Annotated in this window: 23 protein-coding genes; 16 read left to right on the forward strand and 7 right to left on the reverse strand. The window is 74.0% G+C overall.

The genetic code is table 11. The annotated features are described in order from the left end of the window. Positions 1-59: 59 nt before the first annotated feature. The 4 genes from ACFWPT_RS10250 to ACFWPT_RS10265 all read right to left on the reverse strand — a co-directional run bounded on the left by ACFWPT_RS10250 (position 60) and on the right by ACFWPT_RS10265 (position 2,577). A complete protein-coding gene (locus ACFWPT_RS10250; RefSeq protein ID WP_380480921.1) occupies positions 60-563 on the reverse strand; it encodes a DUF6879 family protein in 504 nt (167 codons plus the stop codon). 113 nt (positions 564-676) lie between these two features. Beyond that, entirely contained in the window at positions 677-901 is a 225-nt protein-coding gene (locus ACFWPT_RS10255) for a hypothetical protein (protein ID WP_380480924.1), read from the reverse strand. Between the two features lie 87 nt (positions 902-988). Further along, positions 989-1,825 (reverse strand): helix-turn-helix domain-containing protein, encoded by an 837-nt coding sequence (locus tag ACFWPT_RS10260; RefSeq protein WP_380480926.1) that lies wholly within the window; start codon positions 1,823-1,825, stop codon positions 989-991. Next, a complete protein-coding gene (locus ACFWPT_RS10265; protein ID WP_380480929.1) occupies positions 1,822-2,577 on the reverse strand; it encodes a DUF6879 family protein in 756 nt (251 codons plus the stop codon). The genes ACFWPT_RS10260 and ACFWPT_RS10265 overlap by 4 nt, the downstream gene beginning before the upstream one ends. A gap of 240 nt (positions 2,578-2,817) precedes the next feature. Here ACFWPT_RS10265 and ACFWPT_RS10270 point away from each other — a divergent pair, with 240 nt between their 5' ends. Beyond that, positions 2,818-3,951, forward strand: coding sequence for an FAD-dependent oxidoreductase (locus tag ACFWPT_RS10270; protein ID WP_380375865.1), 1,134 nt, complete (start codon positions 2,818-2,820; stop codon positions 3,949-3,951). A gap of 98 nt (positions 3,952-4,049) precedes the next feature. On the opposite strand, the gene ACFWPT_RS10275 is transcribed toward ACFWPT_RS10270, so the two are convergent. Next, positions 4,050-5,057, reverse strand: coding sequence for a phosphotransferase family protein (locus tag ACFWPT_RS10275; RefSeq protein WP_380480932.1), 1,008 nt, complete (start codon positions 5,055-5,057; stop codon positions 4,050-4,052). Positions 5,058-5,277: 220 nt separating this feature from the next. Here ACFWPT_RS10275 and ACFWPT_RS10280 point away from each other — a divergent pair, with 220 nt between their 5' ends. After that, a complete protein-coding gene (locus ACFWPT_RS10280; protein WP_380480935.1) occupies positions 5,278-6,273 on the forward strand; it encodes a zinc-dependent alcohol dehydrogenase family protein in 996 nt (331 codons plus the stop codon). Positions 6,274-6,352: 79 nt separating this feature from the next. On the opposite strand, the gene ACFWPT_RS10285 is transcribed toward ACFWPT_RS10280, so the two are convergent. Together ACFWPT_RS10285 and ACFWPT_RS10290 are read right to left on the reverse strand one after the other, a co-directional pair. Beyond that, positions 6,353-6,700 carry a helix-turn-helix transcriptional regulator gene (locus tag ACFWPT_RS10285; RefSeq protein WP_063352990.1) on the reverse strand — a complete coding sequence of 116 codons (348 nt, stop codon included), beginning with the start codon at positions 6,698-6,700 and terminating at the stop codon, positions 6,353-6,355. 271 nt (positions 6,701-6,971) lie between these two features. After that, the gene (locus ACFWPT_RS10290) at positions 6,972-7,844 is read right to left on the reverse strand and encodes a bacterial transcriptional activator domain-containing protein (RefSeq protein WP_063352989.1); all 873 of its coding nucleotides are present in this window, start codon (positions 7,842-7,844) and stop codon (positions 6,972-6,974) included. A 597-nt stretch (positions 7,845-8,441) separates the two neighbouring features. On the opposite strand from ACFWPT_RS10290, the gene ACFWPT_RS10295 reads away from it, so the two are divergent. The 14 genes from ACFWPT_RS10295 (at position 8,442) to ACFWPT_RS10360 (ending at position 21,452) form a co-directional block, all read left to right on the forward strand. Then, complete coding sequence (locus ACFWPT_RS10295; protein WP_063352988.1) at positions 8,442-9,653, forward strand: aminotransferase class I/II-fold pyridoxal phosphate-dependent enzyme; 1,212 nt, start codon at positions 8,442-8,444, stop codon at positions 9,651-9,653. 102 nt (positions 9,654-9,755) lie between these two features. Continuing rightward, positions 9,756-10,994: a beta-ketoacyl-[acyl-carrier-protein] synthase family protein gene (locus ACFWPT_RS10300; protein WP_380480938.1), complete on the forward strand. Its 1,239-nt coding sequence runs from the start codon at positions 9,756-9,758 to the stop codon at positions 10,992-10,994. Beyond that, positions 10,991-11,857 carry a MaoC family dehydratase gene (locus ACFWPT_RS10305; RefSeq protein WP_380480941.1) on the forward strand — a complete coding sequence of 289 codons (867 nt, stop codon included), beginning with the start codon at positions 10,991-10,993 and terminating at the stop codon, positions 11,855-11,857. Before ACFWPT_RS10300 ends, ACFWPT_RS10305 begins: the two co-directional genes overlap by 4 nt. Before the next feature lie 7 nt (positions 11,858-11,864). After that, entirely contained in the window at positions 11,865-13,412 is a 1,548-nt protein-coding gene (locus ACFWPT_RS10310; protein ID WP_380480944.1) for an AMP-binding protein, read from the forward strand. A 67-nt stretch (positions 13,413-13,479) separates the two neighbouring features. Next, positions 13,480-13,752 (forward strand): acyl carrier protein, encoded by a 273-nt coding sequence (locus ACFWPT_RS10315; RefSeq protein ID WP_063352985.1) that lies wholly within the window; start codon positions 13,480-13,482, stop codon positions 13,750-13,752. Between the two features lie 3 nt (positions 13,753-13,755). Next, positions 13,756-14,787 (forward strand): hypothetical protein, encoded by a 1,032-nt coding sequence (locus ACFWPT_RS10320; protein ID WP_380480948.1) that lies wholly within the window; start codon positions 13,756-13,758, stop codon positions 14,785-14,787. Continuing rightward, complete coding sequence (gene trpA, locus ACFWPT_RS10325; protein ID WP_380480950.1) at positions 14,780-15,718, forward strand: tryptophan synthase subunit alpha; 939 nt, start codon at positions 14,780-14,782, stop codon at positions 15,716-15,718. Before ACFWPT_RS10320 ends, trpA begins: the two co-directional genes overlap by 8 nt. Beyond that, positions 15,712-16,086, forward strand: coding sequence for an ectoine synthase (locus ACFWPT_RS10330; protein WP_380375852.1), 375 nt, complete (start codon positions 15,712-15,714; stop codon positions 16,084-16,086). The genes trpA and ACFWPT_RS10330 overlap by 7 nt, the downstream gene beginning before the upstream one ends. A gap of 94 nt (positions 16,087-16,180) precedes the next feature. Beyond that, on the forward strand, positions 16,181-17,326 hold the full coding sequence (locus ACFWPT_RS10335) for an acyl-CoA dehydrogenase family protein (protein ID WP_063352981.1): 1,146 nt from the start codon (positions 16,181-16,183) through the stop codon (positions 17,324-17,326). Further along, entirely contained in the window at positions 17,323-18,048 is a 726-nt protein-coding gene (locus ACFWPT_RS10340) for an N-(5'-phosphoribosyl)anthranilate isomerase (protein WP_380480953.1), read from the forward strand. Before ACFWPT_RS10335 ends, ACFWPT_RS10340 begins: the two co-directional genes overlap by 4 nt. Beyond that, a complete protein-coding gene (locus ACFWPT_RS10345; protein ID WP_380480956.1) occupies positions 18,045-18,785 on the forward strand; it encodes an indole-3-glycerol-phosphate synthase in 741 nt (246 codons plus the stop codon). Before ACFWPT_RS10340 ends, ACFWPT_RS10345 begins: the two co-directional genes overlap by 4 nt. Beyond that, complete coding sequence (locus tag ACFWPT_RS10350; RefSeq protein ID WP_380375849.1) at positions 18,782-19,714, forward strand: alpha/beta hydrolase; 933 nt, start codon at positions 18,782-18,784, stop codon at positions 19,712-19,714. The genes ACFWPT_RS10345 and ACFWPT_RS10350 overlap by 4 nt, the downstream gene beginning before the upstream one ends. A 56-nt stretch (positions 19,715-19,770) precedes the next feature. After that, entirely contained in the window at positions 19,771-20,244 is a 474-nt protein-coding gene (locus ACFWPT_RS10355) for a hypothetical protein (RefSeq protein ID WP_363377619.1), read from the forward strand. Between the two features lie 578 nt (positions 20,245-20,822). After that, complete coding sequence (locus tag ACFWPT_RS10360) at positions 20,823-21,452, forward strand: peptidase inhibitor family I36 protein (protein WP_380480958.1); 630 nt, start codon at positions 20,823-20,825, stop codon at positions 21,450-21,452. Positions 21,453-21,493: the final 41 nt, after the last annotated feature.

A 21,493-nucleotide genomic window follows, 5' to 3' on the forward strand; every position in this document is an offset into this window, starting at 1 on the left:
GGCTTCGCGGGCCTGCTGGACGCTCGCAGAGGGGTGCGCGGGCATGGAGCCGGCCTTCGTCAGATTCCGTACAGGTGGTGCGGGACCGCTCGCTCCCAGACCGCTTCGAACGCGGTGGCGCACAGCTTGACGGTCTGCGGGTCCTCGGTGATCTCGTCCTCGACCACCGCGCCGTCGCCGGAGAAGTGGTGCACCCGAAGCAGCGCGCCGTCGAACAGCCAGAAGTCGTTGCCCGGCAGGGGGATGCCCGTGGCCCGTCGCCGGGGCAGCCAGCGGACCTCCTCGCCCGCCGTGACGTTGGCGTGGGTGACGTAGTGCTCCCACCGGATGTACGCGGACACGGGCTCGGAGACGACCCGGGCCCGGCGCACGGCCACACCCCGGGCCACCGTGTCCGTGATCAACTGGTCATAGGGATGCCACCAGGACCCGCGGTCCTCCCAGTCGATCCGCTCGCCGCGCCGCCACGCCTCGAACCGCTCCGTCGGGGCGTAGGAGTCCCGCAGCTCCAGATGGACGGCGGACCGCCGGCACCGCCCGAGCAGCTCGGCGAAGTCGGGCACGCTCGACGGCGCCTGCGTTCCTCCGGGGACAGCTCGGACGGCCGAACCGCTCGTCGGGGTCCGGCGGGGCGGCTTCGCCTCCCGGCGGTCGGGGGCCCCTTGCAGTGCCGCGCTCACGTGCCCAGGGCTTTGCGGATCAGGGTGGCGAGCACGGCGGCCTCGGCCTCCTTGAGGTGTCCCAGGGCCACCCAGGAGAAGCTGGAATCCGTGAACACGTCCGGGCCGCCACGGACGAGGGTGGAGATCCCGGCAGCGCGTAGCGCTTCCCTCAGATCGTTCGCCGCCGACTCCCCGGCGCTCACCCGTTCCGACTGTCCAGTCGGCTCAAGACCCGACATGTGCCACTCCCTTGACCGGTGGGGTTTCCGTCACCACGAAGGTAGGGGCGGCGGCCGGAGCCGGGCGGAGGTGATTCCCGGTGATTCTCACAGCAGCGACCGGCGCGCCCGGACAATCACCCGATGGGCTGACGGGCCGTAGACGGCGCTCTGCGCCAGGGCCTCCCACGCCCGGATGTGAAGCGCGACGTCCGCCGGATCGTCCAACCACATCTCCGCGTGCCAGGACTCGGTGATGACCAACGCGCCGTCGTGGATGGAGAATCCGACTCCCGCGGGCACTCTGAGATCGGCATCGAACGGCACGATCCCGAGCCGGACGTTCCCACGAGCAAGCCAGGGGGCCAGGGACTCCAGCTGGTCCGCCAGTACGGCCGGCGGGCAGAGCCGGGAGACGAGGGCGCCTTCCCACACCAGGAAGTGGAACGACCGCGACCGGTCGTTGAGAACCCTCTGACGCTCCATGCGGGCTACTGTCGCGGCCTCGACGTCGCGGATCGACGGATGGACCCTGGTGTACCGGGTGAGGACCGCTCGCGCGTACTCGGCGGTCTGGAGCAGGCCGGGAACCAGGGTCGGGTCGAATGACCGCCGGTCGCCGGTCCGCTTCCCCTGCGCGGCGTGCGCCTCCTGCACCGGCCGGACACCGCCGGCGAGCTGGCGCCGCCACGACCGGTACTGGGTCTCCACCGTCCGCAGCCGGCCCACCAGTTCGGCGCCGGCGTCGGGCCGGCCGACGGCCTCGGCCCAGGCGACCACGTCGGCCCTGGTGGGAGACTGCCTGCCGTTCTCCAACTTGCTGACCTTGGACTGGGGCCAGCCCAGCCGCACGGCCAAGGCGCGTCCGGACAACCCGCACTCGGTGCGGAGTTCACGCATCCGGGCACCAAGAGCAGACCGCGCCTGCTGATAGTCGGTGCTCACATGTCGGAAGGTACCTGAGCCCGGAACTGCGCGTAGGGCCTGGCGTGGTGCCAGGCGGCATCACGCGTCTGGCAGGCACGGAGGACTTCCAGCGGGTCGGTGACCAACTCCATTCCCACGGTGCGCTCCCCCTCGAAGTGGAAGCGCGCGACCGTGCGGGAGTCGAAGAGCCAGAAGTCCGACAGCCCGGCCAGCCCGGCCGCCTCGGCCTCCGAACGCCACATGCACCGGATGTCCTCACCGGCCGCCACGTTGGTCCGGGCACACGCCAGCAGGTACCGCTGCCCCTCGGTCGGCGGATCGTCCACCAGGCGCACCCGCTCGAACCTCTTGCCCTTGCCGATCATGCGGCGCACGTTCTCGAACCAGGGGTGCCCGACCTCCCCGGCGCTGTCCCCCGTCCGAAGGAACTCGGCGTAGGAGGGCGTCAGCTTGTCGGAGAGGTATCCCGCCCTTGTCTCCAACCGCCACGCGGTGTGCTCGAACCCGTCGTTGATGAACTCGGTGATCCGCTGCTGCGGTACGAACTCCGGCACCGGCGTTGACTCCTTCGGCGCGAACCGCACCAGCAGTTCGCGGGGCACGACTACGAAGCCCTCATCGTCCTTCACGTGCATGAGTTGCGCCACGTCCTCGGGGTCCGTCACGGCATACCCCTGCACGACCACCTCGCCGGTGTCCACGTCCTCGTACAGCGTCGGGCAGTCGCCGACACCCGAGGTGCTGCCGATGACGCGCAGCCGCCTTGCCATAGCTGTTCCTCTCGACGGCGGACAGGAAAGTCCTCCCATGATCGGCCTCAACCGGCGCTCCGGAAGGCGTGATTCTCGATGATTCTCATGACGGTCCAACGCGGGCGTGGTGACGGCCGGATGCCGGGGGTGTGAGCCGGGTGCCGGTGGCCTGTCAGTGGCGTGCCGGTGGGCCCTGGGAGCTTTCCGGGGACAGGCCGGGTGCCCATCCGGCAGGCGTGCGACAGGCAGGGAACCACCATGACCACCGACATCACGATCATCGGCGCCGGACTCGGCGGGCTGACCCTGGCCCGGGTCCTGCACCTGCACGGCATCGCGTCCACGGTCTACGAGGCGGAGGCCTCGCCGGCGGCGCGTGCGCAGGGCGGGATGCTCGACATCCACGACTACAACGGGCAGCTCGCCGTCCGGGCGGCCGGCCTGATGGAGGAGTTCGAGGCCCTCGTGCTGGAGGGCCGCCAGGCGATGCGGATCCTCGACCGTGACGGGAGCGTCCTGCTCGACAAGGCCGACGACGGCACGGGCGGGCGCCCCGAGGTGCAGCGCGCCGAACTGCGGCAGATGCTGCTCGACTCGCTCCCGGCCGGCACCGTCCGGTGGGGCCGCAAGGCCGCCGGCGTCCGCGCCCTGGGCGCCGGCCGCCACGAGGTGGCGTTCGCCGACGGCGCCACCGCCGTCACGGGCCTGCTGGTCGGCGCGGACGGCGCGTGGTCACGGGTGCGGCCGCTGCTGTCCGCCGCCACCCCCGAGTACACCGGCACGTCGTCCGTCGAGACCTACCTGTTCGACGCCGACACCCGCCACCTCGCCGCCGCGAAGGCGGTCGGCGGCGGGTCGATGATGGCGCCCTCGCCGGGCGCGGAGATCTTCGCCCACCGGGAGAGCGGCGACACCCTGCACACCTACGTGATGCTCACCAGGACGCAGGACTGGTTCGCCGCCGTCGACTTCACCGACCCCGCCGCGGCACGCGCCCGCATCGCGGCACAGTTCGACGGCTGGGCACCGGAACTCACCGCGCTGATCACCGACGGCGACACCGCCCCGGTCCTGCGCCCCCACTACACCCTGCCGATCGCCCACCGCTGGGACCGGGTGCCGGGGGTGACCCTGCTGGGCGACGCCGCCCACCTCACCGCCCCCAACGGCGAGGGCGCCAACCTCGCCATGCTCGACGGCGCCGAACTCGGCCAGGCCCTGGCCGCGCACCCCGGCGACACCGAGGCCGCCCTCGCCGCGTACGAGCGGACCATGTTCCCCCGCAGCGCCGAGGCCGCCTCCGAGGGCGTGCACATGCACGAACTCCTCAACGGCGACGACACCCCCCGCGCCCTGATCGCCGCCTTCCTCGACGGCGAACCGGCCTCCTGAACCGGCCTCCTGAACCGGCCTCCTGAACCGCCCGCCTGAACCGCCCGCCTGAACCGGCCTCCTGAACCACCCACCGGCAAACGGGCGCAGGGCGGCGCTCAGGCGTACCGGTCGAGCAGCGCCTCCAGGTAGTCCTCCAGACGCCGGCCCAGCAGGGCCGGCGTCAGGTCGCCGCGCCCCAGCTCCCGCCACGGCACGGCGACCTTCTCCGCGTCCGGGGCGAACGCCAGCGCGTCCAGCAGCCGCCAGTACAGGTGCGCGCCCGGGTCGGCCTCCAGCGTGCCGCCGGCCGCCAGGTAGCGGGCGGCGAAGTCCAGGCCGGTGTCCACGCCGTGCAGCAGGGCCAGGGCGGTGGAGCAGTGGGCCATGTCCAGGTCGGCCGGGCCCCAGGAGGTCTCCACCCAGTCCACGACCCCGCTGACGGCCAGCGCGGCGCCCTGCCCGGTGAACAGCACGTTGCCGGGGTGGAAGTCGCGGTGCAGGAAGCACGGCCGGTACGCGGGCGCCTCGCGGCGGATCACGTCCACCGCCCGCCGCCACACCCCGGGACGCGCCGTGGCCCCGGGCACCTGCACCCGATCCGGGGCCGTCCACGCCTCGAAGGCGCGGGGTCGCTCGCCCGGCGCCACCGCGAGGGCGTGCACGGCGGCCAGCTGACCGGCCAGCAGGTCCGCGCGGCGCTCCACGTCGCCGTCCTGCGCCACCCGCACGCCGCCCGGCAGCAGCGACATCACCAGCGACGGGTGGTCGCAGAACTCGCCCGCCGCGTCCAGGGCGTGCAGCCGCGCCGCCGGCACGCCGCCGTCCGCGAGCAGCCGCAGCACGCCGGCCTCACGGGTCAGCAGGGCGGGCGCGTGGCGCAGGTAGAACGGCTTGACGAACGAACGCAGCACCAGCGCGTACCCGCCCGGGACCGGGCCTGCCTCCGGGCCGACGTCCAGGCGCCGCATCCGCGACGTCCAGCCGCCGCGCAGGCCCGTCACCGAGCGCACCCGGTGGCCCGGGGGGAGGCCCTGCTCCACCCATCGCAGCGTGGCGGCCCAGTCCCGGCCCGAGGACCCGTACGGTTCGTGCGGGGGTTCGTGCGGCGGCGCGAAGGCGTTCATCCGCCGAAGGATACGAACACCGCCCGCCCGCCGCGACGCCGGGTTCCCCCCGCTCCCGCAGTCATGGCCTGACGCAGGGTCAACTCACCGTCAACGCCCGCCGACCGCCCACTATTCCGAGACCAGTCGAAGTTTGACAGTTTCCCGCGCACCGGGTTACGTAAGTGGCCGCACCGCACGCCGCACCGCCACCGGCCCGCCGCAGCAGGGGAGTTACGCCATGTCCAGGACCGTCGTCTTCGACCGCACCGGAGGACCGGAGGTCCTGACCGTACGAGCCGCCGCCGTCCCCGTGCCCGGCCCCGGCGAACTGCTCATCCGCGTCAGCGCGATCGGCCTCAACCGCGCCGAGGCCCTCTTCCGCGCCGGCACCTACCTCGACGAGCCCAAACTGCCCGCCACCCCCGGCTACGAGGCCGCCGGCACCGTGGAAGCCCTCGGCGAAGGCGTCACCGGCTTCGCCGCCGGCGACCGGGTCGACACCGTCCCCGCCTTCTCCCAGAACGACTACGGCGTCTACCGCACCCACGCCCTCGTGCCCGCCCGCGCCGTCGTCCACCACCCGGCCGGCCTCACCGACGTCCAGGGCACGGCCGTGTGGATGCCCTACCTGACCGCCTACGGCGCCCTCGCCGAGGACGGCCACCTGCGCCCCGGCGACCACGCCCTGCTCACCGCCGCCGCCTCCGGCACCGGCCTGGCCGCCATCCGCACCGCCCGCCGCCTGGGCGCCGTCCCCATCGCCACCACCCGCACCCGTGCCAAGAAGCAGCAACTCCTGGACGCCGGCGCCGCCGACGTGATCATCACCGGCGAGGAGGACCTGGTGGCCCGGGTGGACGCCATCACCGCCGGCGCCGGCGTGCGCACCGTCTTCGACCCCGTCGCCGGCCCCGGCGTCCTCACCCTCGCCCGCACCATCGCCGCCGGCGGACGCCTGATCGTCTACGGCCGCCTCGACCCCCGCGACACCCCCCTGCCCGGCCAGGACACCTTCGCCCCCGTCACCAGCCGCTTCTACTCCATGCACGACATCACCCGCGACGACGAACGGCTGCGCCGCGCGCAGGCCTTCGTCGCCGCCGGGCTCGCGGACGGCTCTTTCACCCCCGCCGTCGACCGGGTCTTCGAGGGCCTCGACCGGATCGCCGAGGCCCACCGCTACCTGGAGGCCGGCACCCAGGTCGGCAAGATCGTCCTCACCGTCCAGAACTGACCCCACTGACCCCACCAGGGCCGAGCCTTCCAGAACCGGCCCGTCCCACGGCCGCCGGCCGTGGGACGGGCGGGCCCGCTCAGGGCGCCGTGCGGGCCTCGGCATCGGCGGCGGCGACCACCGCCGACAGCAGGCCCGGGAAACGGCCCTCCAACTCCTCGGCGCGCAGCGAGTTCATCTTGGTGGTGCCGACGTAGTACTGGTGCAGCAGTCCGGCCTGGCGCAGCACGTTGAAGTGGTGCGTCGAGGTGGAACGGGAGACCGGAAGATCAAAGGAGCCGCAGCTCAGCGCGGCGCCCGCGTGGGCCAGCCGGCGCACCACCGATCTGCGGGCAGGGTCCGCGAGTGCCTCCAACACCTGCTGGACCCTGAGGTCCTCCACACCAGGGTGCACGATCACCCGCGCCGCCACGCGTGCCCGTCCCACACCCACCACCCCTTCCCAACGCTCGACCCCCGTCTCGGTTCGGTAAAAGCCGCGCGGCGTGCGCGACTTCGCGCCTCGACGCTACTACGAGCGCGCCGTGCGCCACGCCCACCGCAACACCTCCGCAACACGCGCGCGCCCGCCCCGGCGCGCCCGCGACCCCCGCGCCCCCGCCCGCCCCCGTGCGCGCACGCGGGCGGGCGGCCCCCTCAGCGTCGGGGGCCGCCCGCCACGACGACAGGCCGTCAGGCCGCGCGCACCGCCGGTCCCGTCAGGCCGCGCGCACCGGCGGCCCGGCCGGGCGCGCCAGCCGGGCCAGGGCCAGCGGCTCGAAGATCCCCATCAGCACCGGGTCCACCGGCCGCACCACCGCCGGAGCGGGCGCGACGGGAGCGGGGGAGCGCAGCAGCGCCAGGTAGAGCTCCTGGGTCTCGGCGGCCGGGTCGATGCCCAGCTCCTCCGCCAGCACCCGGCGCAGCTGCTGGTAACAGCGCAGCGCCTCGGCCCGGTTGCCGGCCGCGGCCAGCGCCTCCATCCGGCAGCGGTAGGCGCTCTCGCGGAACGGGGCGCGGCGCACCGCCTCGTCGGCCCAGCGCAGCGCGTGGTGCTCCTCGCCCAGCGCCGAGGCCGACAGGCTCGCCGTCTCCAGCGCGGACATCCGCAGCTCCTCCACGTGCTCGCGCACCCCGCCCGCCCACTCGCCCTCGTGGTCGGGCAGGAACGCACCGCGCAGGTTGGCGATCGCCCCCGCGGCCAGCTGCTGCGCCACCGCGTAGGAGCGGGCCGCGTACGCCTCCCCGGCCTCCCCGACCGCGCTGGCGGCGGCCTCCAGGTCCACCGCCGCGTCCGCGGGCAGCCGCAGGACGTAGCGCCCGCCCTGGGCGATCAGCGGGGTGGCGCCCGGGCCCTGGCCGGGGGAGGCGACGAAGGCCCGCACCCGCGAGACCACGCTGCGCAGCGCGGAGGCCCAGGTGTCGGGCAGGCCGTCGGGCCAGATGGTGTCGGCCAGCTGGTCGCGGCTGGTGCCGGCGGAGCGTTCCAGGACCAGGCGGGCGAACGCCACCTGGGCCTGGGCGCTGGACAGGTGCTGCGGGGCGCCGCGGTCGTGCTCGATCGTCACAAGTCCTGTCAGGCGGATCAGCATGAGAATTCCCCCGATCTGCCGGACGGACTGTCTTCCCGGAAGCCGTTCAACGTGCTCCAACCCCCTTGAGCCAAAGCGGAGCCGACGGCCCGTGACGCCGGGCCGACGGCGTGGGAAACCTGGACCGGAAATTCCGCCTACCAGCCGTTCGGTTTCGGCGGATTTCGACCATACATTCGGCGCATCACACGGTGTCAACACTGGTCGACAAAACATACCCACCGGCCGGTCCATGCGTCGTGGACGCAGGGTTTCTGCACGTCAGAGCGTTACCGCAGGCCGAGAACACGGCTATTGCGGACGCCTTGCGCATCCTGCCGTAGAAATGTAGTCATCCTTGAGCACCCCGCGTGAAGGCTTCGAGAAACACCACCCACCCCCTGCGCCGGGCACCACCCGTAAAAGCCCCGGGACTATCCCGGGAGGAAACCCCAGCACCACCACCCGCCCCCGCGCCGGGAAATACCGAAAACAATCCGGAACAAGCCGACGACGAACCGCCGAACAGCCGACGGACAACCGGCGGCAAACCGACGGCAAACCGCACGGCAAAACCGCCGCGCGCCCGCCGCGCCCCGCCGAGAAGGAGACCCGCACGTGAACGCCACCGGAGCATGGGACCGCCTGGAGCCGAAGCTCGCCGCCACCCTGGACCGCGTGGCCGCGCTGGAGTCCGACCCCTCACGCCGCAACAGCTTCGTCGCCTACACCATGGAACGCGACAGCGCCTACTGCGACCTGGACGGCGAGCGCCTGCTCATGATGTCCGGCTACAGCTACCTGGGCCTGGCCGGAGACGAACGCGTGGTGGCCGCCGCCAAGGCCGCCGTCGACGTCTACGGCACCGGCAACCACGGCGTGCGCGCCCTGGCCGGCACCATCCCGCTGCACGAGGAACTGGAAGCCGAGGTCGCCCGCTTCGCCCGCCGCGAACGCGCCCAGGTCTTCGGCTCCGGCTACGCCGCCAACGTCGGCACCGTCGGCGCCCTGGTCGGCCAGGGCGACACCGTCCTGATCGACAAGTACGACCACGCCAGCATCGTCGACGGCTGCCGCCTCTCCGGCGCCACCGTCACCCGCTTCCGCCACAACGACGTCGACCACCTGGAACGCCGCCTCAAGGCCGCCTCCCCGACCGGCGTGCGCCTGGTCATCGTCGACAGCGTCTACTCCATGGACGGCGACATCGCCCCGCTGCCCGAACTGCGCGCGGTCTGCGACGCCCACGACGCCCTCCTGATGGTCGACGAGGCCCACGCCCTGGGCGTCATCGGAGAAACCGGCGGCGGCATCGAGGAGCACTTCGGCTACCGCCACCGCGTCGACATCAAACTCGGCACCCTCTCCAAGGCCATCCCCTCCATGGGCGGCTGGGTCGCCGGCAGCCACGAACTGATCGGCCACCTGCGCTACGCCGCCCGCCCGTTCCTGTTCTCCGCCGCCCTCGGCCCCGCCCAGACCGGCGCCGCCCTGGAGTCCCTGCGGATCCTGCGCCGCGAACCCGAACGCGTCACCCACATCCAGGTCCAGGCCGAGCGCCTGCGCCGGCGCCTCAACGACGCCGGCATCTCCACCATGGACTCCGCCACCGCCGTCCTGCCCGTCATCGCCGGCTCCGACGACGCCGCCTACGACTACGCCACCGCCTGCCGCAAGGCCGGCGTCATCGGCCTGCCCGTCGTCACCCCCGCCGTGCCCAACGACCTGGCCCGGCTGCGGATCGCCGTCACCGCCCGCCACACCGCCGCCGACATCGACTTCGCCGCCGACGCCTTCCTGACCGCCGCCGCCCAGACCGGCCTCATCTGACCGAGCCGGCCCCCGGCCCACCCAGGAAGGCCCGCCGGCCCCCGGCCCCGCCCCACCTGGGAAGGCCCGCGCCGGCCCCCAACGCCCGGAAAGGACAAGACCATGGCAGCCCGCCCCACCCGGCCCCCCATCGCCGTCACCGGCCTGGGCGTCGTCAGCCCCGCCGGCCACACCCCGGACGCGTTCTGGCACACCGTCAGCACCGGCACCCCCACCGCCACCGCCCTCACCGACCCCGCCCTGGCCCGCCACCGGGTCCGCCTGGGCTGCCGCGTCACCGACCTGCCCGACAACGGCCCCGTCCCCGCCAAGGACGCCCGCCGCCTCGACCCCTTCGCCCACTACGGCACCCTCGCCGCCCTCGCCGCCCACCAGGACGCCGGCGCCCCCGAACCCGACCCCGGCCGCAGCGCCATCGTCGTCGGCAACGCGGTCGGCGGCCGCACCACCAGCGACCGCGAATCCGCGCTCTTCACCACCGCCGGACCCCTGCGCGTCAGCCCCCTGATGCCCCTGGTCACCATGCCCAACGCCGCCGCCGCCCAGATCGCCATGCGCCTGGCCTGGACCGGCCCCGCCCTGACCATCGCCACCACCTGCGCCTCCAGCGCCGACGCCATCGGCCACGCCGCCCTCCTCCTGGAAACCGGCCGCGCCGACATCGTCATCGCCGGCGGCTGCGAAGCCACCCTCACCCCCGTCACCCTCGCCGCGTTCGGCAACCTCGGCGCCCACTCCCAGCGCAACGACGACCCCGCCCGCGCCAGCCGCCCCTTCGACACCGACCGCGACGGCTTCGTCATGGGCGAAGGCGCCGGCTTCCTCGTCCTCGAACGCCTCGCCGACGCCCGCGCCCGCCACCGCACCCCCTACGCCCTCCTCGCCGGCTACGGCTCCAGCGCCGACGCCTACCACCTCTCCAACCCCCGCCCCGACGGCGCCGGCGCCGTCGCCGCCATGCGCGCCGCCCTCACCGACGCCGGCCTCACCCCCGCCGACATCGCCCACGTCAACGCCCACGGCACCTCCACCGTGCACAACGACCGCGCCGAAGCCGCCGCGCTGCGCACCGTCTTCGGCCCGCACGGCGTGCCCGTCACCTCCACCAAGGGCGCCATCGGCCACCTCATCGGCGCCGCCGGCGCCGTCGAGCTGATCGCCGCCGTGCAGGCCATGAACAGCCGCCTCGCCCCTCCCACCGCCAACCACGAGCACACCGAACAGGGCCTGGACCTCGACGTCGTCCACGGCACCGCCCGCCCCATCCGCGCGGGCGCGGCCCTGTCCAACTCGTTCGGCTTCGGCGGCCACAACTCGACCCTGGTGGTGACCCCGCTATGACCACGACCACACCCGCGACCACACCCGCGACCGCTACGGCGACCGGGCCCGCCCACCGCACCCGCACCAGCACCACCGTGACCGCCGACGCCCTGGCCGCCTACCGCACCGCCGCCCGCACCGGCCTGCCCCCCGCCCCGGACGCCGCCGCCGCCCCCGCCCACCCCTTCGTCCTCGCCCACACCCTCGCCCAGCACACCGTCACCACCCTGACCACGGGCGACACCGGCTTCACCGGCGTGGTCCACCTCGCCCAGGAGATCCACACCCACCACCCCCTCGCCGCCGGCACCCACGTCGACATCGACGTCACCGTCACCGCCGCCCGCCGCGAAGCCCGCGGCACCCGCCTGGCCCTCACCACCCACCTCACCGACGGCACCCGCACCCTGGCCCACCTGACCACCTCCGCCCTGCTCGTCGGCGCCACCACCATCGAACCCTTCGGCACCCTGGGCCCCGCCGCCCACCCCGGCACCACCCCCGACACCGAACCCCTCACCCTCACCCACACCCTCACCCCCGCCGACGTCACCGCCTACGCCCACGCCGCCGGCGACCTCAACCCCCTGCACCTCGACGACGCCGCCGCCCGCGCCGCCGGATTCCCCGCCGCCATCGCCCACGGCATGCACCTGGTCGCCCTCGCCACCGAGGAGATCACCGACCGCCACGCCGACGGCGACCCCACCCGCCTCACCGCCCTGGGCGCCCGCTTCGCCGCCCCCACCACCCCCGGCACCCCGCTACGCCTGACCCTGCAGCCCTACGACCGGGGCACGGTGGTGCGCTTCACCGTCGCCACCCAGGCCGGCACCGCCGTCAAGGCCGGCTGGGCCGCCCTCACCCCGGCGGGGGAGTGAGACCCCGATGACCACACCCGCCGAACCCGCCGCGCCCGCCGCGTCCACCGCACCCGCCGCACCCGCCGTGCAGGCCCCGCCGCCGCTGTCGCTGCCCGACGCGTTCACCGCCCACGCCCGCACCCGGCCCGACGCCGTCGCCCTCCTGTGGCACGAGCGCGCCGTCACCTACCGCGAACTCGCCGAAACCGCCGAACGCGAACGGCTGCGCCTGCACACGCTGGACCTCGCCCCCGGCGAGCCGGTGGGCCTGCCCGCCGCCAAGTCCCCCGAGCAGATCGCCCTCGTCCTGGCCTGCCTGATCGAGCGCCGCCCCTTCCTGCTGCCCTCCCCGCAGCTGGCTCCCGCCCTGCTCGCGGCCCTGTTCGCCCAGGCCGGCGCCCGCCACCTGCTCGCCCCCCTCGGCCAGGACGCCCCCGCCCTGCCCACCCTGGCCCGCCCCGCCCCCGTGCCCACCCTCGCCGCCGGCACCTCCTTCCTGCTCACCACCTCCGGCTCCACCGACCTGCCCAAGATCGTCCCCCTCGCGCAGGCCGCCGTCGACCGCTTCACCGCCTGGGCCCACGACACCTTCGACCTCGGGCCCGGCCGCGTCGTCGCCAACTACGCCCCCCTCAACTTCGACCTGTGCCTGCTCGACGTGTGGGCCACCCTCGCCGCCGGCGGCACCGTCCTGCTCATCGACCCCGCCCACGCGCTCAACGCCCGCCACCTGCTCGCCCAGCTCACCCGCCACCGCCCGCACGTCCTCCAGGCCGTCCCCCTCGCCTACGCCCTCCTCGCCCAGGCCGCCGCCGCCCAGCCGGCAGGCGTCGCGGTGCTGGACAGCGTCGAGCACGCCGCGTTCACCGGCGACGCCATCGACGCCCGCACCCTGGCCGCACTGCCCGCCCTGCTGCCCGGCGCCGCGCTCTACAACATCTACGGCTGCACCGAGACCAACGACAGCTTCCTGCACCGCCTGGACCGCCTGGACGCCACCGCCGCCCTGCCGGTGCCCATCGGCACCCCCCTGCCCGGGGTGCGCACCCTGCTCGCCGCCCCCGACGGCACCCCCGTCACCGGCCCCGGCCACGGCGAACTGTACGTCTCCACCCCCTTCCAGGCCGCCGGCTACCTGGACCGCTCCCGCGACACCGGCCGCTTCACCACCCAGCCCGAAGGCGCCGGGCCCGGACGGCGCTGGTTCCGCACCGGAGACCTGGCCGTCCGCGACGAACACGGCCGCCTGCACCTGACCGGACGCGCCGACTTCCAGGTCAAGGTCCGCGGCGTCGCCGTCAACACCGCCGAGGTCGAACGCGTCCTGCTCGCCCACCCCGAAGTCCGCGAGGCCGCCGTCGCCGCCGCCCCGGACCCGCTGACCGGCAAACGCCTGCACGCCGCCGTCCAACGCGCCGCCGGCTCCGCCCTCAACAGCCTCACCCTGCGCGAACACCTCGCCCGCAACCTGCCGCGCGCCGCCGTGCCCGAACGCCTGGCCATCCACGACACCCCGCTGCCCAAGACCGCCACCGGCAAGGTCGACCGCAAGGCCGTCCTGCCCACCGCCTGACCAAGCCACCCGACCCATCACCTGATTACGCCACCAAAACCCGACACACCCAAGGGAGTTGCGAGCCATGAGCAACATCGCCCAGATCAAGCGGTTCCTCATCGAGGAGTTCCTGCCCGACGTCACCCCCGAGCAACTCGCCGACGACCACGACCTGCTCTCCGACGGCGTCATCGACAGCCTGGGCGTCCTCAAGCTCATCGCCTGGGTCGAGGACCACTTCGCCCTGCCCGTCGACGACACCGACCTCGACCCCAACAACTTCCGCTCCGTCACCGCCATCGACGCCTTCATCACCCAGCGCCGCGCCGTCCCGGCCAGCGCCGTGGCAGGCGGCTGACCCGTGCACCCGGCCCTCACCGCCCTGCTCGCCGGGCACGACGTCGACCTGGACACCTGGCGCTCGTGGTGGGACCAGCTGGAGCAGCGCACCCCGGGCCCGGCCCGCGACAGCGACCGGGCCCAGGCCGCGGCCCTGCTGGCCGCCCTCACCACCCGCCTGCCCGCCCCCGACACCCTCGCCGCCTTCACCACCTCCCTGACCGAACGCAGCCCCCACCCCGGCCCCGCCCACCCCGCCAGCGTCAACATCGTCGGCACCGGCGGCGGCCCGGCCACCTTCAACCTCTCCACCGCCGCCGCCCTGACCGCCGCCGCCATGGGCGTACCCGTCGTCAAGACCGGCTCCCGCGCCTACACCAGCAGCGCCGGCTCCATCGACCTGCTGGAGCGCCTCGGCATCACCCTCACCTCCTCCCACACCGCCACCGCCGACCACCTCGCCCGCCACGGCATCGCCTTCGCCGGCCCCCACGTCTACCCGCCCGCCCTCACCCGCCTGGCCCGCCTCCTGTTCCCACTCACCCTCAAACCCTTCGGACGCCTCCTCAACACCCTCGGCCCGCTGCTCGCCACCGTGCCCGTCACCGCCCAACTCACCGGCACCAGCGCCACCACCGACCTGCCCGCCCTGCGCCACCTCGCCCCCCAAACCCCCGGGCGCGCCGTGTGGCTGGCCACCAACACCGCCGGCGCCGACGAACTCCTGCCCTTCGCCGACAACACCCTGCACACCCCCGACACCACCCTCCACCTGCCCGCCGGCTCCATCGCCCCCGCCGACGGCACCCTGGCCGACCTCGCCCCCCACCCCGAGGACCTCACCGGCCACTTCCTGCAAGCCCTCGCCGGCCGCGCCGGCCCCACCGCCACCCACACCATCGCCCTCAACGCCGCCGCCCTCGCCCTCGCCTCGGGCCGCCACACCCACTGGCACACCGCCCACACCGCCGCCCTGGACGCCCTGGCCGACGGCGCCCCCCGCGCCCTGGCCGCCCGCCTGCGCGCCGACCACAAGGCCCCCGCCCATGCCTGACACCACGTTCTTCGCCGCCCGCGCCGACGGCCGCCCGCACCTGGCCCTGTTCCTCAACGCCGGAGACCCGCCCGCCCGCCTCACCGACCTGGCCCTCGTGCTGGAGGAGGAAGGCGTCGACGTCCTCGAACTCGCCGTCCCCTTCCCCAACTCGCCCACCGACGGCCCCGTCATCCGCCGCTCCGCCGACCGGGCCCTGGCCGCCGGCACCACCCTGGACACCGTCCTGGACGAACTCGCCACCCTGCGGCCCCAGTTGAAGAACCTGAAGATCGCACTGCTCGCCGACTGGAGCCACAGCCTGCGCGCCGCCGACCCCGCCACCTGCGCCCGCGCCATCGCCCAGGCCGGCGCCGACGCCCTGCTCGTCCACGCCCTGCCGCCCCGCCTGCGCCCCGCCTGGCGCCAGGCCCTGCGCGAGGCCGCCCTGCCGCAGGTCGCCACCTGCTACCCGACCTCCACCCCCGAGGTCCTCGCCGCCGCCGCCCGCGACGCCCACGACGCCTACGTCTACCTCGTCGCCCACTACGGCCGCTCCGGCACCACCCCCGCGGCAGGCCACCACACCCTGGCCGCCACCGTCGCCACCCTGCGCGCCGCCGCCCCCGCCACCCCGGTCGCCATCGGCTTCGGCGTCAAAAGCGCCGCCGACCTGGACGCGGTCGCCGCCGCCGGAGCCGACGCCGCGATCGTCGGCTCCGCCGCCGTCGCCCGCATCGAGACCGCCCTCACCGAGGGCCGCGACGCCGCCCAGGCGCTGCGCGCCCTCCTCCACGACCTCCGCCCGCCCGGGCCACCCCAGCCCGCCACGGCCGGACGCACCACCAGCACCACCGCCGTACCGCGCACCACCAGCACCACCGCCACGAGCACCACCCCCCGGCACCACCACCCCCGCCCGCTGACACGAAAGGCAGAACCAGCATGCTGATCCGCGACCTTGACGACGTCCAGACCGTCGAGTGGGGCAACGGCCTGTCCCGCCGCTTCCTGGTGGCCGGCGACAACCTCGGCTACAGCCTCACCGACACCATCGTCAACGCCGGCACCAAGTCCCGCCTGGAGTACCGCAACCACCTGGAGGCGTGCTACTGCATCGCCGGCTCCGGCGAGGTCATCGCCATGGACGGCACCTCCCACCCCATCACCCCCGGCCGCCTCTACGCCCTCGACGAGCACGACGCCCACTACCTGGTCGCCAGCCCCCACGAGGACCTGCGCCTGGTCTGCGTCTTCTCCCCGGCCCTGCGCGGCGACGAGGTCCACCAGCTCGACGCCTCCTCCTCCTCCGCCTACTAGGCGACCCTCCCCTTCGAGTCACGCGCCGGCGCCCCGCGCGCCGGCCTGCCACCCCGGGCCCCGCACGCGGGCCCGGGAGGAAGGCGGCACGTCCATGATCCGCTGGAACGCCGACCAGCACGCCCTGCGCGAGGGCCTGGCCCGCTTCGGCGACGACCTGAGCGCCGGCCACATCGAAGGCGACGAACAGGCCGCCTTCTCCCACGACAAGTGGCGCCTCGTCCAGAAGACCGGCATCCTGTCCCTGCCCTTCGAGGAACGCTACGGCGGGCTGGGCCAGTCCCTGCTCACCACCATGTACGTCCTGGAGGGCCTGGGGCAGACCTGCCGCGACGGCGGCCTCAACTTCTCCGTCACCACCTCCCTCGCCTCCACCGGCGTCCCCCTCCAGGCCTTCGGCTCACCCGCCCTCAAAGAGGCCTACCTGCCGCGCATCGCCTCCGGCGAGGCCATCGGCGCCCACGCCATCACCGAGTCCGAGGGCGGCTCGGACGCCATGCAGATGCGCACCCGCGCGATCCGCGACGGCGACCACTTCGTCCTCAACGGCGCCAAGACCTTCGTCAGCAACGGCCCCGTCGCCGACGTCATCGTCGTCTACGCCCGCACCCACCCCCAGGGCGGGGCGCTCGGCGTCACCGCGTTCCTCCTGGACCGCGACATGCCCGGCATCAGCACCGGAAACCCCATCAAGAAGATGGGCCTGCGCACCTCACCGCTGTCCGAGGTCTACCTCGACGACGTCAAGGTGCCCGCCTCCCGGGTCCTGGGCCGCGTCGGCGGCGGCTTCCTCGTCCTGGACCACGTCATGAAACGCGAGATCCTCTACTCCTTCATCGTCAACACCGGCGAGATGCAGCACCGCCTGGCCCGCTGCCTCGACTACGCCAAGACCCGCATGTCCTTCGGCAAGCCCATCGGCTCCTACCAGTCGGTCGCCAACAAGATCGTCGACACCAAGATCCGCCTGGAGACCGCCCGCAAGTGGCTCTACGACACGGCCCAGCGCCTGGAGGCCGGCGAGAACGTCACCGTCGACATGGCGATCGCCAAACTCCTCACCAGCGAATCCAACCTCGCCACCTCGCTGGCCGCCGTCCAGGTCTTCGGCGGCAACGGCTACATGTCCGAATACGGGCTGGAGAAGGACGTGCGCAACGCCGTCGCCGGCACCATCTACTCCGGCAGCAACGAGATCCAGTACAACCGCATCGCCGCCATGCTCGGACTCGGCAAGTGAGCGCCCCCGCCCCGCCCCGCCCGCTGCCGCCCGCGCGGCCCCGCCACCTCAAGGTGTGCGGGGCCCGCACCCGCGCCGACCTCACCCTCCTCGCCGAAGCCGGCCCCACCCTGGTGGGCCTGTGGCACGGCGTGCCCGGCGGCCCCGCCGAACTCTCCGAACAACACCTCGCCCACCTCGCCGCCACCGCCATCCGCCTGGGCCTGGAACCCGTCCTGGTCACCTTCCTCGACGACGCCGACCGACTCGCCCGCCTCGCCCGCGCCACCGGCATCCGCTGGATCCAGCTCCACGCCTACCAGAACCCCGCCCTCGTCACCGAACTGCGCCACCACCTGCCCTACGCCGTCCTCGTCAAAGTCCTCCACCTCTCCCGCGGCCGCTGCCTGGAACGCCCCTTCATCGGCGCCTTCGAACGCGCCGGCTGCGACCTGTTCCTCCTGGACACCGTCACCGACGACGGCCGCGTCGGCTCCACCGGCCACCCCCTGGCCCCCGCCGACGTCCACACCCTGCTGCCCCGCCTCACCATCCCCTTCCTCCTCGCCGGCGGCCTGAACGCCGCCAACCGCGACACCTACCGCACCGTCACCGACCACCCCCTGTACGCCGGCGCCGACATCGACACCGCCGCCCGCAACCGGGCCGGCGACTTCACCCACGAAGCCGTCACCGCCCTCGCCCACGCCTGGCACCCCCGCCCCAAGGAGGCTCACATATGAGCGCCCCGCGGTTCCTCGACGCCCTGCTGGCCGCGAGACGCCCCCTGATCATGGAAGTCAAACTCCGCGACCCGCACGGCACCGACCTGCTGGGCCCGCGCACCGTCACCGACCTCGTCACCCGCTACGAACAGGCCGGCGCGCCCTGCCTGTCCGTGGTCACCGGCCGCTGGTTCGGCGGCACCCCCCGCCTGCTGCGCGAGGTCACCGCCGCCACCGACCTGCCCGTCCTCCAGAAGGACTTCCTCACCCGCCCCGCCCAACTGGAGGCCGCCGCCGCCCTCGGCGCCTCCGCCGTCCTGCTCACCGCCGCCCTGCTGCCCGCCACCTCCCTGCACCGCCTGGTCACCACCGCCCTCGCCCTGGGCCTGACCCCGTTCGTCGAGATCACCGGCGAACACGAACTCGCCCACCTGCCCCAGCCCGAACACTGCGTCATCGCCGTCAACAACAAGGACATCCGCACCCGCGAACGCGACCGCGGCGACCTCGGACGCAGCCTGCGCCTGCTGCCCGCCCTGCACGCCACCGGCACCCGCGCCCCCGTCTCCGCCTCCGCCATCACCGAACCCGCCGACGCCGCCCGCCTCCTGGACGCCGGCTACGCGGGACTGCTCATCGGCACCACGCTGATGCGCCAGAGCGACCTCACCGGCTGGCTCACCGACCTCGACACCGCCCGCGCCACCACCGCTGCCCGTGCCGGGGTCGCTGACCGGGCCGGGGCCGCCGTATGAACCCCCGCCCGAACCCGCGGCCCAACCCCCGCCTCGCCACCCGCTCCCTCGTCCTGGACGCCGGCGGCATCCCCGTCTCCGCCCTCGTCGCCGAACCCCAGGACCGCGCCCCCAAGGCCGTCCTCCTCGCCATCCACGGCCGCGGCATGCGCGCCGCCTACTTCGCCGGCCCCGCCCACCCCGACACCAGCCTGCTCACCCTGGCCGCCGACCTCGGCTACACCGTCCTGGCCCTGGACCGCCCCGGCCACGGCGCCTCCGCCCACCGCCTGCCCGACGGCCAGCTCATCGCCGACCAGGCCGCCACCCTGCACGCCGCCCTCACCGACTACGCCCGCGCCCACCCCGTCGGCGCCGGCGTCCAGCTCCTCGCCCACTCCTTCGGCGGCAAGATCGCCCTCCACCTCGCCGCCCACTGGCCCGCCGACCCCCGCCTGCCCCTGCTCGGCGCCGACATCTCCGGCCTCGCCCAGCACTACGCCCCCGGCGCGTGGGAACGCCCCGACGACCTCGCCGGCGGCGGCCGCCTCAACTGGGGCCCCCTCGGCCTCTACCCGCCCGGCACCTTCCACGCCGCCCGCACCCTGCTCACCCCCGTCCCCGCCCTCGAATCCCGCGAACTGGCCACCTGGCCCGCCCGCTACAGCGCCCTGGCCGCCCGCGTACGCGTGCCGGTGCGCCTCACCCTCGCCGACCACGAGGCCTGGTGGCGCCTGGAGCCCTCCCACCGCACCGCCCTCACCGCCGCCTTCCCCCCGGGCCTGGCCCACCTCGTCACCGCCCACCGCGCCGGCCACAACCTCTCCCTGGGCCACGCCGCCCGCCCCTACCACCTGCGCGCCCTCGCCTTCACCGACGAATGCCTCACCCGCCCCCGGCCCCAGCCCGCCGCAGCCGCCCCCGAACCGGCCCTGGCCGCCGCCGGCTGACCGCAGGACGGGCGATCACCCGCCCTGCGGGCGACATCCGAGCTACTGTGGATGTCATGACTGCGGCCTACGAGGACGTGCCCTTCAGCGAACTGCTGCACCACCCCGCCGCGACCGCGCGCCGGCTGGACGCCGTCCGCGCGCTACGGCTGCGGCGGCGCGACGCGGGGGACCTGGCCCTGATGCGCGTCGAGCAGATGGAACGCGACGCCTCCGTCGTGGACTTCACCTCGCGCCTGCTGGCGGCGCTGGTACGGACCGGGAACACCGCCGCCCTGCGCCAGGCGCTGCCCGAGGCCCTGCCGTGGAGCACGTTCCTGCCCGCCGAGGACATCGACACCCTGCTCGGCGAGCTCGTGGACACCGCCCGCGGCGCGGTGGCCCTGGACAACCTCGCCCCCATCGCGCTGCTGCTCACCCAGTGGCGCCACAGCGCCGAGGTCCACGCCGACCCCGCCCTGCTCGCCCTGATCACCCGCGAGCCCGACGGCGACCTCGGGCCGGCCGCCATGCCCGAGGCCGCCGAGTGAGCCCCAAGGCCACGGACTGACCACCTGCCACCCCGCCGGCCGCGCGACCCACTGCGCCATCGCCCGTGCCCATCGGCACACCGCTGGGGCGCACGACGCGAATTGCCTTGGTGCTGCAGCTCCCTGACGTCTCGTCGCAAGACAGTGGATCGTCATCGAATGAACCCGGCTCGTGAGCCGCTGCGCGCTGTCGCCACTGCCGATTGCCGCCGGGGTCGCCAATGGTCCCTGCCGACCCGAGCGCCGCTGCGCAGCGGACGGCTGCATGAGAAGTCGGAGGGGCCGACTTCTCATGCAAGGCGGGACGGCGCGACCGCGACCACCTGTGCAGCAGCCGCCCCGGCCGTGGCCGGCAAGACTTCTCGCAGCAACACCGATTCCCTGATCCCCATTGCGGCCGAACGGGCATCCGGTGGGACTCTTTCAGGTGAATGCCCTGGTATCGCCCGGCGCGGATTCCACCCTCCGGTATTGGTTTCACCAAGAGCCACGCACGTGGCACCGAGTGGCGCGAAGGGTGGAGCGTGCGCAAACGCAGCCCTCCCCCCGGAGAGCGCCGGGTAAGGGAGTTGGGGTTCATGACGAATCGCTTCGCACGGGCGGCCCGCAGGGCCGGTCTGGCCGGGGTGGCACTGGTGACGGTCGCCGGAACGGCACTGCTCGCCACCCCGCCCGCGAACGCCGCCGAGCAGTGCTGGGGCGAGGACGTGTGCATGTGGGATCAGCCCGACGGACAGGGGCAGATCCACCGGGTCTCCGCCCCGGCGGACGGCACCTGCATCCCTCTCGACGTCACCTGGGCCGACGGCACCACGTCCCAGGCCAAGACCGTTCACAACGCCGGATCCGGAGGGCTGGCCGGCTTCGAAAGCACCGACTGTTCCGGCAAACCGCTCACCCTGCTGGGCCCCAACAACTATGCCAATGTCTCCCGGGCCCATTCGGTGCGGGTCGTCGACTGTGAGAGCGGCAAGGTCTGTTTCTGGGAGAACGACAACTTCTCCGGATCGAAGAGCACGGCGGACTACGCGGACTCCTGTTCGCCCATCGGGATCGACTCCGCCAAGACGGTGTGGAACCGCACCAGCAAGGCGATCGGCCTCTACGAAGGATGGGCGTGCGTGGGCGCGGGCTGGAAGGGAGACGTGCCCTCCGGCGGCTGGTCGTCCTTGAACAGCGGCAGCGTCTCCAAGATCAGCCGGGTCTGACAGCGGACCCCGGCCCGTGGGGCCGACCTGCCCGACGCACC

Origin of the sequence: Kitasatospora sp. NPDC058478 (genome assembly GCF_042720345.1) — a bacterium.
GTDB lineage: Bacteria > Actinomycetota > Actinomycetes > Streptomycetales > Streptomycetaceae > Kitasatospora.

Bases quoted from the DNA above. Each gene is read 5' to 3' on its own strand.
- ACFWPT_RS10255 (WP_380480924.1), bottom strand. From the start codon at position 901: ATGTCGGGTCTTGAGCCGACTGGACAGTCGGAACGGGTGAGCGCCGGG.
- ACFWPT_RS10265 (WP_380480929.1), bottom strand. From the start codon at position 2,577: ATGGCAAGGCGGCTGCGCGTCATCGGCAGCACCTCGGGTGTCGGCGAC.
- ACFWPT_RS10270 (WP_380375865.1), top strand. From the start codon at position 2,818: ATGACCACCGACATCACGATCATCGGCGCCGGACTCGGCGGGCTGACC.
- ACFWPT_RS10275 (WP_380480932.1), bottom strand. From the start codon at position 5,057: ATGAACGCCTTCGCGCCGCCGCACGAACCCCCGCACGAACCGTACGGG.
- ACFWPT_RS10280 (WP_380480935.1), top strand. From the start codon at position 5,278: ATGTCCAGGACCGTCGTCTTCGACCGCACCGGAGGACCGGAGGTCCTG.
- ACFWPT_RS10290 (WP_063352989.1), bottom strand. From the start codon at position 7,844: ATGCTGATCCGCCTGACAGGACTTGTGACGATCGAGCACGACCGCGGC.
- ACFWPT_RS10300 (WP_380480938.1), top strand. From the start codon at position 9,756: ATGGCAGCCCGCCCCACCCGGCCCCCCATCGCCGTCACCGGCCTGGGC.
- ACFWPT_RS10305 (WP_380480941.1), top strand. From the start codon at position 10,991: ATGACCACGACCACACCCGCGACCACACCCGCGACCGCTACGGCGACC.
- ACFWPT_RS10310 (WP_380480944.1), top strand. From the start codon at position 11,865: ATGACCACACCCGCCGAACCCGCCGCGCCCGCCGCGTCCACCGCACCC.
- ACFWPT_RS10315 (WP_063352985.1), top strand. From the start codon at position 13,480: ATGAGCAACATCGCCCAGATCAAGCGGTTCCTCATCGAGGAGTTCCTG.
- trpA (WP_380480950.1), top strand. From the start codon at position 14,780: ATGCCTGACACCACGTTCTTCGCCGCCCGCGCCGACGGCCGCCCGCAC.
- ACFWPT_RS10330 (WP_380375852.1), top strand. From the start codon at position 15,712: ATGCTGATCCGCGACCTTGACGACGTCCAGACCGTCGAGTGGGGCAAC.
- ACFWPT_RS10335 (WP_063352981.1), top strand. From the start codon at position 16,181: ATGATCCGCTGGAACGCCGACCAGCACGCCCTGCGCGAGGGCCTGGCC.
- ACFWPT_RS10345 (WP_380480956.1), top strand. From the start codon at position 18,045: ATGAGCGCCCCGCGGTTCCTCGACGCCCTGCTGGCCGCGAGACGCCCC.
- ACFWPT_RS10350 (WP_380375849.1), top strand. From the start codon at position 18,782: ATGAACCCCCGCCCGAACCCGCGGCCCAACCCCCGCCTCGCCACCCGC.
- ACFWPT_RS10355 (WP_363377619.1), top strand. From the start codon at position 19,771: ATGACTGCGGCCTACGAGGACGTGCCCTTCAGCGAACTGCTGCACCAC.
- ACFWPT_RS10360 (WP_380480958.1), top strand. From the start codon at position 20,823: ATGACGAATCGCTTCGCACGGGCGGCCCGCAGGGCCGGTCTGGCCGGG.